We start from the raw sequence: 14546 nt of genomic DNA, 5'->3' as shown, positions 1-14546 counted from the left end.
ATTCTCATTAGAGACTCCTCTCAATTTAAAGCGAAAGAGGGAATTCAATGATTGAGGTGAACACATTAGAAAGGTATGATTGCGGAACAAGTCAGAGCAATCGGCCTTTCTTATAGGGCTTGAAACCTCTTAGTGTTGGACCTTATAAGCTTTCCGCGCCAACGGTGCTTATAATTCACCTCACTGTAAAAAGGCACTTTTAGTATTTAACTGAAAGTGCTTTTTTATTTTTCTTTGCGGACCCCTTTAAATGGTGTGCCATCTTGCTTCACATTCATAAAGCGTCCAGTATTCGCATCTCGCTTCACCCAATGACCCGAGGATGTTTGAGTTTGTGAACGCTCACGAACCATACCATGACGGCGGTTGTCGCCTGCTTTTCCGTTAGTTGCCAAAAGAACCTCCTAATAAGTACTAAGCTGCATGCTCAATTTCAATGACGGTCCCATCATAACGGAATAGTATGATAAATCAATAGTGCGTACCAAAAAAGATCGCACTTTTTAGTGTTTGAGGTCTTTTGTTGGCTTTTTTGAAGTTATTGTTCGGTTTCATATGGTTCGCTCTTTGTTGTTCATGCTATCTTATTAACAAGGGAAATATTGAGGCTTTGCTATGAAGAATTTTGAAGATTTGCAGTTGGCTTATCCCAACCTAGCAGACAGACTGGCTTTTATCGATTTCAAGCTTCGTTACACAGGGACCATAAAACGCTCTGAGATTGGAGAAATGTTTAATGTAGGCACTGCGGCAGCTTCTAAAGTGATTTCAATATACATAGAACTTTGTCCAGAAAATATTGAATATGATCCGAGGACCCGACTGAATACAATCGTTCGTTCTACATTTAGACCATTGTTCGATATTGATGCAGAAACGGCTTTAGGGATGCTCGCTAATGGCTTTAATAAAAATAAATTGTATAGCACACCAAGAACCATACTCGCTTTCGAAAAAATTGGGCAAATACCAAACCAATTAGATACGAATTGTATTGCTAAAATAGCAAGAGCAATTGATGGTAAATACGCTATTCAATGTACCTATCTGTCTGAAAATAGTGACAACAGAAGTACACGTACCATTTTGCCGTTAACCATTATATATGATGGATCTAACTGGATGTTTCGTGGCTATGATCGAGATTGCGATAAAAATACTTACTTCAAAAATTTTCACTTTTCTCGTTGCCGAAATACAGAAGAGTGCTTTGGCATTAAATCGCTGGAACAAAAACAGAATGAGGTTTTAGAACAAGATAGAAGCTGGACGACGCAGGTGCCTTTAGAGCTAGAGTTGCACCCGAATTTAGATGAAAAAGAGAAGAATAAAGTAAGAACCAACTTTGGCATGGGAGACAATGACGAACGCACCATCATTCCTACTCGACAAACCTTCATTTGGATTTTAGTGAAGAAATGGTTTATCGACACCAAGCCGCTAGAGCAAATAGAAGCGGAAAATAAAATAGCCGACGAAACAGGTTGCCGAAAACGTTACTACAATTTCAGACTAACCAATGTAGACACCGTCCGATACTACCGAGACTTGATCGAAGGCTCAAAAGGCAACACCTAAGAAAATAGCGGTATAATCCATTTACTCTAAACATGATTATGAGTGTGGAAGCACAAGTTTAGTAGCAAAGGTCTATTTTCACCTGCGCTATCCTTTCACTCAAAAAATATACTGTTGTTTTGCATTGCGGTTTATGGAAACCCAACTAACTTAGGCAAATACAGTGACAAACTCGGGAAGAAGGCGATGATGAATACCGCGATCACCGAGGTAATCACAAACGGATGAATTCTCGCTGTTATCTGTTCAACCGTTGATCCACCAATCCCTGATGCGACAAAGATGTTTTCCCCAAGGGGCGGGGTGGCAAAACCAATCGACAATACACACACGACTACAATGCCGACGTGAGTTGGATCGGCACCCAGCATGTACATGATCGGCAGCAGCACCGGCACAATGATCATGATGGCAGCTAAGGTTTCCATGAACATACCAATGAAGATGAGTAAGCTGATGGTTAGCGCCCATACCAGATACATGTTGTCGGTTAGGCTAAGCAGAGAATCAGCGACGACTACTGGAATTTTTTGTTCAACCAGAAGGCGACCAAATACTGTTGCCGCAAACAGAATCAACAAGACACGACCTGTTATCCACGTTGTGGTAGAAAGCGATTTGATGATGCTTTGAAAGGTGAGTTCTCGGTGTAGAAACAACCCAACAAACAGAGAGTAAAAAATCGCCACCACGGCCGATTCGGTCGGTGTGAAGATACCGCTGTAGATACCACCAAGAATAAGAAAAGGTGCCAGAATGGACCAAATACCATGCCTTGCCGCTGTTCTGATTTCTCTCGAGTCCCAGTCTTCTTTCAGCCCCTTGTAGCCTCGTTTTTTGGCAATAACATAATTAGTTGCCATGAGCGACAGCGCCATAATCAAACCAGGGATCACACCTGCGACAAAGAGCTTAGGAATGGAAACCGTTGAAAAAGTACCGTGCTCGGCAATCGCTTCGGGTGGTGGCATTAACCCCATGGAAGAGATACCAAAAATCACAAGTGGGATAGACGGCGGAATGATGATCCCAAGCCCACCAGAGGCAGCAGTGACGGCGGAGGCGTAGCTTTTTTCATAGTCTCGCTTCACCATGGCTGGGATCATGAGCATACCAACCGCGGCAGTGGTAGCCGGACCTGAACCGGAGATCGCGCCAAAAAACAGGCAGGCCACCACGGTTGCCATACCTAAACCACCCGTTACAGGTCCAGCTAAATTTTCTGCTATATCGACTAGCCGTTTAGAGATGCCTGCCGCTTCCATTAATGCCCCAGCTAAAACAAACGCTGGCAGCGCCATTAGGGGGAAATTCCCAACCGAGGTAAAAGCGATTTGCACTAACGCAATCGGGTTTTTATCAAGTAGTAGGTAAGCCGCCATAGAGGCGCCCGCCAACGAGACGGTAATTGGGGCTCCCAATATCAGCAGCACTAAAAAGCCGCCAAATAGAATCAGAGTTAAATAGGCTTCCATGCTTAGGGCTCCATTTACTCAGCCTTGAAGGCTTTGTTTTTCGAAAATTTGTTTTTAAGAAAATCGTTTTTTAACGATTGTTTTTGAATCTCTTCGCTTTCTGGGTCTGTTGCTTCAATGCCAAGCACCAGTTTTTCGTAGTTATTCCATAGAATGCGAACCGACATTAAGAAGAAAGCGATGGGCAAAATTAGATAGAAATACTTCATTGGAATCCCTGTGGTTTGAGACTTCCAAAACAGGTTCATTTTGTTGAAAACAAAGTCGTAACTCAGGTATACAAAATAAAGATTGAACGCTACCCAGATAAGGTCGGCAATGGTTTCACAAACGGTTTTGACTATCGGCGGGAAGAACCGGAAATGGAAACTCACACGGTTATGTGCCGACATCTTCGCTGCAACAACGGCGCCCAAATAAGCAAACCAAACGAACATGTATGTGGCCACTTCATCACCCCAAGGTATGGAATATTGGAAAGTCTGCCGCAATACAATTTGCGAAAAGAGAAGAATCACAAACGAAGCCAGTAAAAGGCAGCATGTGTATTCTTCAATATTGTTTAGATGTTTTCTCAATGACTTCATGACACGAGTCTCTGCGAGCTAGAATGGCATCCAACGAATAGGGTTAGATGCCATTGTGTAGGGACGAATAACGTTCTAAATAGACGTATTCTGTGTAAGGCGTTTTTATCGTTATATGCGCTCTAAATTGGCGCTGATTAATGAATTAACGACCGAGAGATTTCAATGTGTCATCCAGTTTTTCTTTGCCGCCAATGCTGGAATAAAACTTTGGCCATACTTTTTCAGTCACCTTATTCATCCATTCTTTTTCGCCGTCGGCTGGCTCTGTAATTACCATACCTTTAGCGACTAAGTCTTTGCGGATTCGGTCTTCCGACTCCAGTAAGAATTGATAGCTGTGTTCGGTTGCTTCTTTACCTGCCGCAAGTATCGCTTCTTGTATGTCTTTGGACTGCTCTTGGAATATCGACTCACTGACAATCAGCGGCTCGATCGAAAAGATGTAGCGAATGTTGGTGACGTACTTCTGAACTTCATTGAATTTCATTGCGTGGACAGTGATATAAGGGTTGTCTTGACCATCGACCACGCCTTGCTGTAATCCGGTGAAGGTTTCCGACCAGGCCATAGGCGTTGGGTTAATTCCCCACGCTTGATAAGCCGAAATCATGATGTCGTTCTTCGGGACTCGGATCACCAACCCCTTCAGGTCTGCCAGTGTTTTCACTGGGCGCTTGGAGTTGGTCAGAACACGAAATCCTGAATACGCCCAACCCACAATTCGAACGTTTGCGTCGCGAATGGTGTTTTTCACTAACTCATCTCCAACAGCGCCTTGAGTCAGTTTTTTAGCTTCTTCCGCACTTTGAATCAGATACGGCATGGTGAGCAAACCCACCGACGGAGAAAAGGGGGTCACGTTATTGATCGCGAGTACGGAAAAATCGAGCAAGCCGATGGCTGCGTTATTGACGGTATCTTGCTCGTTGCCAAGCTGACCATTAGGAAACAAATCCAATTTCACACTGCCATTGGTTTTCTTTTCCATCAGTTCGCTAAATTTGGTGCCTAATTCCCATTGTGTACCACCAGCTGCATCACCCAGTGCCATTTTAAAGGTCTTGGCAGAAGTGACGGGAGCCGCGATTGCGACGGCAATCAAAGCGCTCCATGAAATGAATTTCGATTTGGTAAGTATCATTGTTTTAACCTTTCTTCCTTGTGCCTGTTATGCGTCCGTTGCTGGATGAAGATGTTTCCGCAAGACGCCCCGATTAAACGTGCGTGTTGTTCTCCTTAAGAAAATGCGTAGTGAATAAATAGGTTTGCAGTGAATCGCCAAAGAAGAGCGAGTTACAGCACTTCGTCTTTTAGGTGATACCACTTGTACAAGAACCGTTGCCCCATGCGGCGAAACGGAGCAAATGCCTCCGATTCCACCACTTCCCGAAGGTTTGGGAACGGCAATTTGGATTGAAAAATAGGGAGGTCGAGGTTTTGTCCTTCTCCTGCGATCCATTGGGCGAGTCGCTTACCTGCTTGCGCGGAGTACATCACGCCATTACCGCCATAGCCCAGTGCGTAATAAATCGATTCTTTATGGTTCGGCTGGTAAATCCTAGGCATCATGTCGTGGCTAACATCAACCCAACCCCACCATGAATAATCGACCTCTATCCCTGTTAAAGCGGGGAATTTACGGTGTAAATCGTTAACAAGAAATTGCTTGTACTTTTCTTCTGGTGCGGACTTGCCGGTTATCGCACTGCGCGAGCCAATTTGTACTCGGTTGTCTGGGAGCAGGCGATAGTAATGACGTAAAACACGTGTATCCGTTAAGACTTGTTTAGTTTTGAAATTGCATTCATCGATTTCTGCATCGGTGAGCGGGCGAGTCACGATGGAGTTAGAGAGAATAGGCAGCAGGCGGTTTTTGAGTTCTGGATGCAACCCTTGTGATGTATATCCACCTGTCGCAACGCCAACGGCTTGGGTTTTTACAATGCCACCCGGTGTTTTGATGTAATGGACGTCACCTTCCGATGTCCACCCGATCACAGGGCTACTGGTGTGTACTTTCACGCCTAGACGCAGTGCTTTTTCCAAATAACCGAACGCTAATTTTCCTGCATGAATACCAATACCTTCTGGTTCGTGCATAGCACCAGCCGCTTCTTTATCGTCAACAAAGTCGCGCTTTACCGTGGCAGCATCAAGAACTTGTGCGTCGTAATTAAAGGTATCGCGAAGCAACTTAGCTTCTTTTTCTAGTGTCGGCATGACCTTACTGCGATGCGCAATATAGAGATGACCGCCAGGTTGAGGCTCACAATCGATGTCTTGAATAAGATCTTTGAAGGTTTCCATACCATCAAGGCATTCGCGGTGCATTTTTAGTGCGGTTTCTAACCCCCAACGCTCAATCCATTGGGAGCGCTTTAAACGGCCACTGGCACATTGTGCTTGCCCACCGTTGCGTGTGCTGCACCCCCAACTGGCTCGGTTGGCTTCTAAGACTGTGGCTCTGATTCCATAGTGTTCCGCAAGATAAATGGCTGCGGTTAGCCCTGTATAGCCTGATCCAATAATCACGACATCCGCATCAGTATCCGACAGAATTGGGCCATCGTCTTGAGGCGGTTCGCCCGCTGTTCCAATCCAGTAAGTAGGCGCGTAGGCTTGGCCAGTACCAGGATTTTGTCGTGTGAGTGGATCGTAGCTAGGGTCGTAGGCTTGCCGGCTCTGCTCTTTTTCAGAAGGCACAGACGCAGCGCCATTCAATACGTGCGGATTCATGGAATCTGAGTTCATGTCTGCCTCCGGATACTATTTGACGTCGCCACTGACGACGGGACGATCTTTACGGAAAGCGTTCTTAACCTGAATTTTTCCATCTTTTACCGTAAACACATCCACCATACGCGCCTCAATTCGGTCACCATGGGGTGTGGTTGCGCAAAACGTGGATTCAGTAACAGCGCGATCGCCAGAGACAAAGTGAACCGGATCTTTCCATTGAACGTCTGGGAAGTTTTTCCATACCACTGCGAAAGCGTCGCGAAGTACTTCTTTCCCTGAGAAGGTGTTCCCCTGTAGCTCGGCACCTGCCGCGGTGTGGAACACGCAATCGTCCGTCACGAAACTTAGTAAAGCGTCAATGTCGTGGGCATTCCAAGCATCGCTAAAACCTTGAAGAGTTTGGATTGTTATTTGATCTTGATTGCTAGTGTTCATTTTCTGTTCCTTAAAAAGTGGGCAGAACAAACATGAATCGATGAGAGAAAGATCAGGGTATGAATTCAGATTCAACAGCTGTTTGTTTTGCTAGATTACAGTCTTATCATTTCAATATGCGATACATAACGTTCCATATTGAGATATAGATACCAATAATTAACAAGTTTTTTACAACGTGACGGGCGTCGCCAATCCATAAACTGAGAAATGAATTGGTGACACCAGCCAGCGGCCTTTAGACGTAGTCTTTGTATTTATCTAAGTGGCGTACAGGGGTAGACAGTGCATCGCGGCGGAATGGGTCGCCTAATTCACGTGTACACATGATTTCGATAATGGTTGTCTTGCCTTCGTTCATCTGCATATCGATGGCTTTTTGCAACGTTGGACCGACATCTTCCAATTTATCGACGGTGATCCCTTCTGCACCCATTGAGCGAGCAATCTCTGCAAAACTTTGGTTATCCAGTTCGCCAGCAACGAAACGACGGTTGTAGAAATCCACTTGGTTTTTCTTCTCAGCACCCCATTGGCGATTATGGAAAACCACGGCAGTCACAGGAATATTGTGGCGTACGCAAGTCATGGTCTCGACTAAGCTCATGCCCCAAGCTCCATCACCGGCGTAAGAGATCGCTGGGCGATGAGGTGCTGCCACTTTAGCCCCAATGATGGTTGGGAACGCATAACCACAGTTACCAAAACTCATGGCCGCAAAGAAGCTACGTGGTTTTTCAAAGCGAAGGTAGCTGTTGGCAATGGAGTTGATGTTACCGATGTCGGTCGACACCATGACATCTTCTGGCATGGCTTTTTCAAGCTCGCGCAGAACTTGTCTTGGGTGAAGGTATTCGCCACCAGAGAAAGGCGTTTCTTGCGCGTTTTCTTCGATCATGTCTAGGCTGAATTGGTCTTTTTCGTGCGTCCAATCGTCCAGTTCTTGTTCCCACGCTGTTTTCTCAGCCTGAATTTTCTCGAAGCGTTCTTGTTTGTTTGCATCACAAGTTAACGTGCGACCTTCTAAACGTTGGGTCAGGGCGACAGCAGCGGCTTTTGCATCACCACAAATACCCACAGAGATTTTCTTAACTAATCCCAACATTTTGTTGTCGGCATCGATCTGAATGATCTTGGCGTTGGTTGGCCAGTAATCCATGCCATGTTGTGGCAGAGTACCGAACGGACCAAGACGTGAGCCAAGCGCAATCACGACATCTGCTTGAGAGATCAGCTTCATCGCGGCTTTAGACCCTTGATAGCCTAGCGGACCACACCATAGTTCATGGCTGGCAGGGAACGAATCGTTGTGCAAGTAGCTGTTCACGACCGCCGCACCTAAGCGTTCTGCCAGTGCTTTACACTCTTCAATAGCATCGCCCATAACGACACCACCACCGGAAATGATCACTGGGAATTTGGCTTGAGCTAAGATGTCTGCTGCATCATTTAAGCTTTGTTCGCCACCTGCACCTCTATCGAGACGAGCGGGTTTCGGGATTTCACATTGAATATCGCCATAAAAATAATCGCGTGGGATGTTGAGTTGAGTCGGACCCATCTCACTCATTGCGCGATCAAAACAGCGACCGGTGTATTCCGCCATGCGCGAAGGGTGGGTTACATGCCCTTGGTATTTAGTAAATTCTTGGAACATAGGAAGCTGGTTACATTCCTGGAAACCACCTAGTCCCATGGTAGTAGTGCCGGTTTCTGGTGTCACAATCACCACTGGGCTGTGCGCCCAATAGGCGGCGGCAACGGCGGTAACACAGTTACTGATACCCGGTCCATTTTGTCCTATCACCACACCATGTTCGCCAGAAACACGTGAGTAGCCATCGGCCATGTGTGCCGCACCTTGTTCGTGAACGACTGGGATTAAACGAATGCCAGCAGGGGCAAAAATATCCATGGCATCCATAAAAGCGGATCCCATAATGCCAAACATGTCTTGTACATTGTTTGCTACCAATGTTTCTACAAACGCCTCTGAAGGCGTCATACGCGTTTTTCCTTCAACCACGTTTCTTGTGTTTTCGCTCATCGCTGTCTCCTTGACGAAATAGAATGAATTTCAAAAATTGGAACAATACATTTCGTTAACTGAAATTTAACATTACTCTAGATGTGCAATTTTTGAACGTCAATAGAAATATTTAAAATGGAATGATTTGTTCCATAAAATGATATTTATCTATCAAAAACGAGAAAGAATGGTGTTCAACTTGTGAGCGCTGCGAAAGAATAGAAACAAGTGAATGAAAAGGATTGCGTGATGGATATGAGAACAGAGCGAGTCACCACCCGCTACTCTGTTAGGGATACGTTTGGGATTGATGTGGATATGGACGTGATGGGATACCCACATCCCACGCAGGATGTGCCTGACATTGATATGGCGTACCAATTTAACCCTGAGGTGACGTTAGCGATACTCGCAGGGTTTACTCACAACCGTCGTACGCTGATTCAAGGTCGGCATGGCACAGGGAAGTCGACTCATATAGAACAGGTTGCGGCACGATTGAACTGGCCTTGTATGCGAATAAATTTAGACGGACACCTCAGCCGTCTCGATTTAGTCGGTAAAGACGCCATTGTATTGAAAGACGGTAAACAGGTGACGGAGTTTCAAGAAGGCATTTTGCCTTGGGCGGTTCAAAAACCCATGGCTCTAATACTGGATGAATACGACGCAGGGCGACCAGACATAATGTTTGTTATTCAGCGGCTGCTTGAAAAAGAGGGCAAGCTCGCCTTGATGGAGCAAAACCGTGTCATTACCCCACACCCGCAATTTCGACTGTTTGCGACGGCAAATACCGTAGGGCTTGGAAACGTCAACGGTCTGTACCACGGCACCCAAGTATTAAATCATGCGCAGCTCGATAGGTGGAATTTAACAGCAACGCTCAATTATTTGCCTGCTGAACAAGAAGCGCAAATTGTGTTGGCTCGCGTACCAGAAAAAAACACACCTCAAGGAAAAACCATCGTGGAACATATGGTGCAGCTCGCCAATCTTACGCGACAGGGTTTCGAAACGGGGGATCTTTCCAGTCTTATGTCGCCTCGTACGGTGATAACTTGGGCGGAGAATTGTGAAATTTTCAAGGACTGTGAGTTGGCGTTCAAACTAACGTTTTTCAATAAATGTGAGGAATCGGAACAAGCCCTTTTGAAAGAATACTATCAGCGTTGCTTTGGTCGGGAACTGCTTAATCAAGAATTGCCCGAACAAGAATCGCCAGGGTCGATGCGTAACGATGAATAACGGAAAACAAGCGATTAGCCAAAAACAACGCAATCAACAAAATCGAGAACACTTATTGGCGACGTTGCGCTCACTTTCAGGGTATTCCGATATTGAACTGAAAGGGGATCGTTTGTTTCAACGCTCGCAGCCGTTGTTGACGCTTGCTCCTCATTTGCAGTTGAGGGATTTTGGAAGCGTCATGTACCTTGAACAAGAAAACGCGTTGGAAGGTGAAAGAGCAACTCAAAGAGGTTTAGTCGACGGATGGGTTGCTCATCTCACTAACACCAATCAAGTTGATTTTTTAGCAAGCCGGCCAACACACCAAATGGCTCGCTGGGTATTTGATGCGCTAGAACAGCTTCGAGCGGAATCGTTGATTTCAAAAGAGTTTGAGGGGATGAGCGTTAACATAGAGACGTACTTTGAGCATTGGTCTCGGCAATATGAAAAGGCAGGGCTACTGGAAAGCCAAGTGGGCATATTGTTGTTTACGTTATTGCAAATGGCGCGTTCTCGAGTTCAATCCTTACCTATCCCCGAGATCATTGAAGAACAGATAGAGTCAACAAGAATGGCGTTAGCGCCTCTTATAGGAACCCCGCTTTCCAAATTAAAAAGATCAGCAAATAGTCAGCTTGAATACGCTAAGTTTGCGAATGATATTGCGCAAGTGATTGCGAATTTAGTAGACAGCACATTAGAGGATGAAGATGCCAATCAACCGCCTACTCGTAATCGCATTGCCTTTGATTTACTGGTGGAAAATGATGGCGTGATTGAGAGTGAATTACCTGTCGCTCAAGCAGGGGAGGGTACTTCTGTTGAAGGGAGAGCTTCAGGGTATCAGGCTTTTACCACAGACTATGATGAAGAACGTTTTGCCGCTTCGTTGGTCAGGGGGGCATTACTTGCCGAGTTTCGGGAAGACCTTGATAAGCAGTGGATGCAGTCGGGAATGTCCATTCGTAAAGTTGCGCAGAGAATGAAGGAGCGGTTTTCCACTCCATGCGAACCCCAGTACCAGTTTGGTGAGGAATCGGGTTTGATTGACGGGCGCAGGCTTAGTCAGATCGTGACGAGCCATAACGAGAAGCGTGTATTTTATACTCGCCCTCAAATGCTGAAGCCAGACATGCAACTGACGATTCTCATTGATTGTTCTGGCTCGATGCGCAATTCAATTCGTTCTGTCGCACTGATGGTTGATGTCCTAGTTAGGGCGGCGCAATCATCTGGGGTAAAAACGGAAGTATTGGGGTTTACCACGCGTTCATGGAATGGGGGGCGAGCGCAGCAAGATTGGTTCAAGGCGAGAAAGCCGAAGTTACCCGGGCGGCTCAATGAACTGAGGCACCTCATTTTTAAAAGCGCGTCAGACAATTGGGTGAAATCGAAACGACAGATAGCCGCGATGATGAAGCACGATTTGTTTAAAGAAGGGATTGATGGAGAGGCCATACTTTGGGCTCAGAAAAGATTATCAAACAGCGAATGCCAGAAGAAGGCGCTATTGGTAATATCCGACGGCTGCCCTATGGATACCGCAACTCAATTGGCGAACGATGATGCTTATCTCGCACGCCATCTTTCATACGCCATTGCGCAATGCGAACAAGAGGGAACGTTAGTCACAGGTATGGGGATAGGGTTGGATTTGAGTGCATTTTACACTCACCACTTAGCCGTCGATCTAGATCAGGACACTAACACACAGACACTCTTCAATTTGATCGACAAAATAGCGCACTGACCTCGAACGATACTCATATTTTAGAAAGCTCGTTCTTTAAATAGCCAGCTCTTTAAACCTTCACTCTATAAAGAACTCTGCTCTATTAAAGTGTTTGCAAATACTCCCTTGGTGTCAGCCCAAAAGTCTGTTTGAAGCGACTAGAAAAACGGCTTTCCGATTTATAACCACAAGCTAAGGCTACAGACAGCTGGCTGCGAGTTTTTTGCATCAAACCTAATGCGTAAACCATTCTTACGTTAGTCAGGACTTGTCTAAACGTTGTATTTTCTGCAGCAAGCTTTCGGTTTAGTGTGGCTCGGCTGGTAAAAAAATGCTCGGCTACGGTTTCTATCTTGTAGTCTAACCCTGGGTTACTACTTAGGTATTGCGCCAGCTTTTCTTTAATCTGATTCGGCTGTTCAGGAAAAAGCTTATGAAGTTCGCCCGTATTTTTGAGTTCAGCATACATGCCGTACAAAAACTGCCGTTGTGTGTCTTCAGCTAAATTTTTGCCTGTCATTTCAAATAACGTATTGAAGCAGTACTCAAGTTGTGGGGTGGTTTTTATGCGTAGGGTATCGTCATTCGTTTGGGTACTGGATTGCTTTACCCAACTCTCGGGAGGGGGATCTAGCAGAGTAAGTGTTCTGGAATAAAACGGAGTATGTGTGGGTTCATTAACAAATGTTAGGTATTGGCTGGCAGGGGTGACCAGCCAATCTGAAGACGTATAGCGGAGCGTTTCCTCATGCCACCAAAGGCGTTTTTCACCTTGGGCAACCCAAATGATCGTTGGTGCGTAAATCAGCACATTTCTGAGTGGCTGAGATTTCTTTGCATGAAAATGCCCAGCTTGTACCAGAGATTGAGTCATTTGAGTTTGCTCCATACCATGTAATTCAGTTTACTTAACGCACGTAAGTGGCGGTTAATGTGGCTTTTCCAAGCGATGAACTGTTCAGCATATAACCCACAATGGCATTGGATGCATTGTCTGGTGCCGCAAGTTTTTCTGTTGGCAGTGCCCACACAGTGAATTGGTATCTGTGCATGCCATGTCCTTCTGGGGGGCAAGCACCGCCAAACCCAATCGAACCATAATCATTTTTACGTTCTTTTCCTGCAAATTTACCCTGCGTAGATGCACCACGCCTAATGCTTGTCACTTCAGCGGGAATGTCTGTCGCTACCCAGTGCCACCAACCGCTGCCTGTAGGTGCGTCTGGGTCATAGGCGGTAATTGCAAAGCTCTTGGTGCCTTTTGGGGCGTCTTTCCAGCTCAATGCCGGAGAAAGGTTATCGCCTTCACAGCCAAAGCCTTTGAATTCGAAAGCTTTATCCATTCGACTTCCTTCCTGAATGTCACTGCTGCTCAGTGTAAACGCTGCGCTATTAAATGAAGCAGCTGCAAGCAAAAGGGCAAGATATTGAGTTTTCATTAGTGTTCTCCTTGTTTAGGGTCGATTGACTCATATTGTCTAAGGAAAACTTTACGTGGATTGAGAGTACCGCAATGAACATAACGGCTCAAATTTTTAATGAATAAGGTTGTTTTGAGAGGTTATGCTATTTGGGAATAAGGTTCACGCGTATTGAATAAAAATCTTTATTGGGCTCTATTTATCGGATAACCTGCCGAAAACTATTGAACCGTCAAAGTGAGATTCATGAAACCAGCTATTATTCACGAGTGGGATATCAGTGAAGCTGAAGCCCTAAGTCTGCAAAAAGAACTTTCTGGGAAAGTAACACATACGGATGATTATAAAGAGATTCGATTTATCGCTGGGGTCGATGTCGCCTATTCTAAAAAAGACGACATGCTCGTTGCTGCCGTCGTTATTTTGGATAGCAAAACTTTAGAAGTGGTAGAAAGTTCAATTTCCGAAGGCTCGGAGCAATTTCCGTATATACCAGGATTGTTTTCTTTTAGAGAGATCCCACCACTGATTGAAGCTTTTGAAAAACTCAATATTCAGCCAGATCTAATTGTATGTGATGGTCAGGGCTACGCTCATCCACGTCGATTCGGATTGGCGTGTCATTTGGGTGTTATTTTTAACAAACCATCGATTGGGTGTGGAAAAACACGCTTAATTGGTACTCACGAAGAGGTTGGAATACACCGAGGTGAAAAGACTTGTTTGACTGATAAGCAAGAGATTATTGGGAATGTTCTTCGAACCCAAGATCATATTAACCCTATTTATGTTTCTGTAGGGCATAGAATATCACTGAGTTCAGCTTGTGACTGGGTTTTGAAGTTATGTCCAAAATATCGGCTTCCCGAGACAACTCGACAAGCCGACCAGTTGGTGAATAAGGTATTATCTAGCAGATAGCTTTCGCATTTTTTCTAGATATTGGTGCAAGTTAGACCCGACCTCTAGTTCCCTTTCTTCAATCAAATGTCCATTTTTGTCCCACTCGATATAGTTGAGCTCGACACCATGCTCGTAGGTTCCCCGAGATTTACAGGTACTATTTTCATACCACTGTGAGATCAGCATAGAGTTGTTACCGGAACATTGCGTCCACTCTTTCGAAAGCTGACCATTTTCATGCCATTCTTTACACTTTCCCTCAAGGAAGCCATTCACATAGGAATGTTCTTCTCTTAGAGTGCCATTTGAGTAGGTTGAAAAAACAACGCCAGTGAACAAACCACCATTGTAAATAAGAGCATCATCTTCGAATTCTAACTCTTCTTCGGTTACACGCATAATCATCGAGCC

At 45.3% G+C, this 14546-nt stretch carries 14 protein-coding genes; 4 read left to right on the top strand and 10 right to left on the bottom strand.

Annotated features, from left to right (window positions below; genetic code table 11):
* Positions 1-224 precede the first annotated feature (224 nt).
* A complete protein-coding gene (locus tag CW749_RS28160) occupies positions 225-395 on the bottom strand; it encodes a hypothetical protein (protein ID WP_180958308.1) in 171 nt (56 codons plus the stop codon).
* 220 nt (positions 396-615) lie between these two features.
* Here CW749_RS28160 and CW749_RS02750 point away from each other — a divergent pair, with 220 nt between their 5' ends.
* Entirely contained in the window at positions 616-1578 is a 963-nt protein-coding gene (locus tag CW749_RS02750; RefSeq protein WP_101110396.1) for a WYL domain-containing protein, read from the top strand.
* 131 nt (positions 1579-1709) lie between these two features.
* Here CW749_RS02750 and CW749_RS02745 read toward each other — a convergent pair whose 3' ends face one another.
* From CW749_RS02745 to xsc, 6 genes are all read right to left on the bottom strand, one after another.
* Positions 1710-3053, bottom strand: a complete 1344-nt coding sequence (locus tag CW749_RS02745; protein ID WP_101110395.1) for a TRAP transporter large permease — start codon at positions 3051-3053, stop codon at positions 1710-1712.
* A 14-nt stretch (positions 3054-3067) separates the two neighbouring features.
* A complete protein-coding gene (locus CW749_RS02740; RefSeq protein ID WP_101110388.1) occupies positions 3068-3640 on the bottom strand; it encodes a TRAP transporter small permease in 573 nt (190 codons plus the stop codon).
* 145 nt (positions 3641-3785) lie between these two features.
* Complete coding sequence (locus tag CW749_RS02735) at positions 3786-4784, bottom strand: TRAP transporter substrate-binding protein (protein WP_101110386.1); 999 nt, start codon at positions 4782-4784, stop codon at positions 3786-3788.
* A gap of 152 nt (positions 4785-4936) precedes the next feature.
* Entirely contained in the window at positions 4937-6379 is a 1443-nt protein-coding gene (locus tag CW749_RS02730) for an FAD-binding oxidoreductase (protein ID WP_101110608.1), read from the bottom strand.
* 30 nt (positions 6380-6409) lie between these two features.
* On the bottom strand, positions 6410-6817 hold the full coding sequence (locus CW749_RS02725; protein WP_101110384.1) for a nuclear transport factor 2 family protein: 408 nt from the start codon (positions 6815-6817) through the stop codon (positions 6410-6412).
* A gap of 238 nt (positions 6818-7055) precedes the next feature.
* A complete protein-coding gene (gene xsc, locus CW749_RS02720; RefSeq protein ID WP_101110382.1) occupies positions 7056-8864 on the bottom strand; it encodes a sulfoacetaldehyde acetyltransferase in 1809 nt (602 codons plus the stop codon).
* A gap of 231 nt (positions 8865-9095) precedes the next feature.
* Here xsc and CW749_RS02715 point away from each other — a divergent pair, with 231 nt between their 5' ends.
* Both CW749_RS02715 and CW749_RS02710 read left to right on the top strand, forming a co-directional pair.
* Positions 9096-10094, top strand: a complete 999-nt coding sequence (locus tag CW749_RS02715; RefSeq protein ID WP_101110380.1) for an AAA family ATPase — start codon at positions 9096-9098, stop codon at positions 10092-10094.
* Positions 10087-11829: a hypothetical protein gene (locus CW749_RS02710; protein WP_101110378.1), complete on the top strand. Its 1743-nt coding sequence runs from the start codon at positions 10087-10089 to the stop codon at positions 11827-11829. The genes CW749_RS02715 and CW749_RS02710 overlap by 8 nt, the downstream gene beginning before the upstream one ends.
* An 85-nt stretch (positions 11830-11914) precedes the next feature.
* On the opposite strand, the gene CW749_RS02705 is transcribed toward CW749_RS02710, so the two are convergent.
* Both CW749_RS02705 and CW749_RS02700 read right to left on the bottom strand, forming a co-directional pair.
* Complete coding sequence (locus CW749_RS02705) at positions 11915-12685, bottom strand: AraC family transcriptional regulator (protein ID WP_101110376.1); 771 nt, start codon at positions 12683-12685, stop codon at positions 11915-11917.
* 34 nt (positions 12686-12719) lie between these two features.
* The gene (locus CW749_RS02700; protein WP_101110374.1) at positions 12720-13250 is read right to left on the bottom strand and encodes a YbhB/YbcL family Raf kinase inhibitor-like protein; all 531 of its coding nucleotides are present in this window, start codon (positions 13248-13250) and stop codon (positions 12720-12722) included.
* A gap of 228 nt (positions 13251-13478) precedes the next feature.
* On the opposite strand from CW749_RS02700, the gene nfi reads away from it, so the two are divergent.
* A complete protein-coding gene (gene nfi, locus CW749_RS02695) occupies positions 13479-14153 on the top strand; it encodes a deoxyribonuclease V (protein WP_101110372.1) in 675 nt (224 codons plus the stop codon).
* Here nfi and CW749_RS02690 read toward each other — a convergent pair.
* On the bottom strand, positions 14139-14534 hold the full coding sequence (locus tag CW749_RS02690; RefSeq protein WP_180958307.1) for a hypothetical protein: 396 nt from the start codon (positions 14532-14534) through the stop codon (positions 14139-14141). The two genes, nfi and CW749_RS02690, sit on opposite strands and share 15 nt — an antisense overlap.
* Positions 14535-14546 lie beyond the last annotated feature (12 nt).

Source organism: Vibrio sp. vnigr-6D03 (assembly GCF_002835515.1).
GTDB lineage: Bacteria > Pseudomonadota > Gammaproteobacteria > Enterobacterales > Vibrionaceae > Vibrio > Vibrio penaeicida.
The sequence above is the reverse complement of the archived record's forward strand: the minus strand, read 5'-3'. Positions and strand labels throughout refer to the sequence as shown.

Excerpts from the sequence above, each read along its gene's own strand:
- xsc (WP_101110382.1), bottom strand. The coding sequence starts at position 8,864 with ATGAGCGAAAACACAAGAAACGTGGTTGAAGGAAAAACGCGTATGACG.
- CW749_RS02705 (WP_101110376.1), bottom strand. The coding sequence starts at position 12,685 with ATGACTCAATCTCTGGTACAAGCTGGGCATTTTCATGCAAAGAAATCT.
- CW749_RS02710 (WP_101110378.1), top strand. The coding sequence starts at position 10,087 with ATGAATAACGGAAAACAAGCGATTAGCCAAAAACAACGCAATCAACAA.
- nfi (WP_101110372.1), top strand. The coding sequence starts at position 13,479 with ATGAAACCAGCTATTATTCACGAGTGGGATATCAGTGAAGCTGAAGCC.
- CW749_RS02745 (WP_101110395.1), bottom strand. The coding sequence starts at position 3,053 with ATGGAAGCCTATTTAACTCTGATTCTATTTGGCGGCTTTTTAGTGCTG.
- CW749_RS02735 (WP_101110386.1), bottom strand. The coding sequence starts at position 4,784 with ATGATACTTACCAAATCGAAATTCATTTCATGGAGCGCTTTGATTGCC.
- CW749_RS02740 (WP_101110388.1), bottom strand. The coding sequence starts at position 3,640 with ATGAAGTCATTGAGAAAACATCTAAACAATATTGAAGAATACACATGC.
- CW749_RS02730 (WP_101110608.1), bottom strand. The coding sequence starts at position 6,379 with ATGAATCCGCACGTATTGAATGGCGCTGCGTCTGTGCCTTCTGAAAAA.
- CW749_RS02715 (WP_101110380.1), top strand. The coding sequence starts at position 9,096 with ATGGATATGAGAACAGAGCGAGTCACCACCCGCTACTCTGTTAGGGAT.
- CW749_RS02750 (WP_101110396.1), top strand. The coding sequence starts at position 616 with ATGAAGAATTTTGAAGATTTGCAGTTGGCTTATCCCAACCTAGCAGAC.
- CW749_RS02700 (WP_101110374.1), bottom strand. The coding sequence starts at position 13,250 with ATGAAAACTCAATATCTTGCCCTTTTGCTTGCAGCTGCTTCATTTAAT.
- CW749_RS02690 (WP_180958307.1), bottom strand. The coding sequence starts at position 14,534 with ATGCGTGTAACCGAAGAAGAGTTAGAATTCGAAGATGATGCTCTTATT.
- CW749_RS02725 (WP_101110384.1), bottom strand. The coding sequence starts at position 6,817 with ATGAACACTAGCAATCAAGATCAAATAACAATCCAAACTCTTCAAGGT.